The 209-nt window shown below is 51.2% G+C and carries 1 pseudogene; it reads right to left on the bottom strand.

The features are described 5' to 3' along the window. Positions 1-209 (bottom strand): annotated as a pseudogene (locus QP891_RS11800) (IS256 family transposase); the annotation flags it as partial.

Here is a 209-nt window from a genome sequence, read left to right as displayed (position 1 = left end):
TGGTTGATGGCTTGTTTCCAGCCGGAAACTCGGGCTCCTTCCATGAGTCTGCCGGCTGTTCTTGAGACTCGTTTGCCCTGCTTCGCTCTCTTTGCAGCGCGTTTGTCTTCGATATTGCAGATCATCAGCCATAGCGTTTTCAGCGCTGATTCATCGTTGGTGAACTGCACCCTGTTGCGGGTAGCTTTACGCAGTTCATTGTTGAATGA

The organism is Corynebacterium sp. MSK310, assembly GCF_030227355.1.
Classification (GTDB): Bacteria; Actinomycetota; Actinomycetes; order Mycobacteriales; family Mycobacteriaceae; genus Corynebacterium; species Corynebacterium rhinophilum.
Note: the sequence above shows the minus strand (reverse complement) of the source record. Positions and strands in the feature narration are given on the sequence as shown.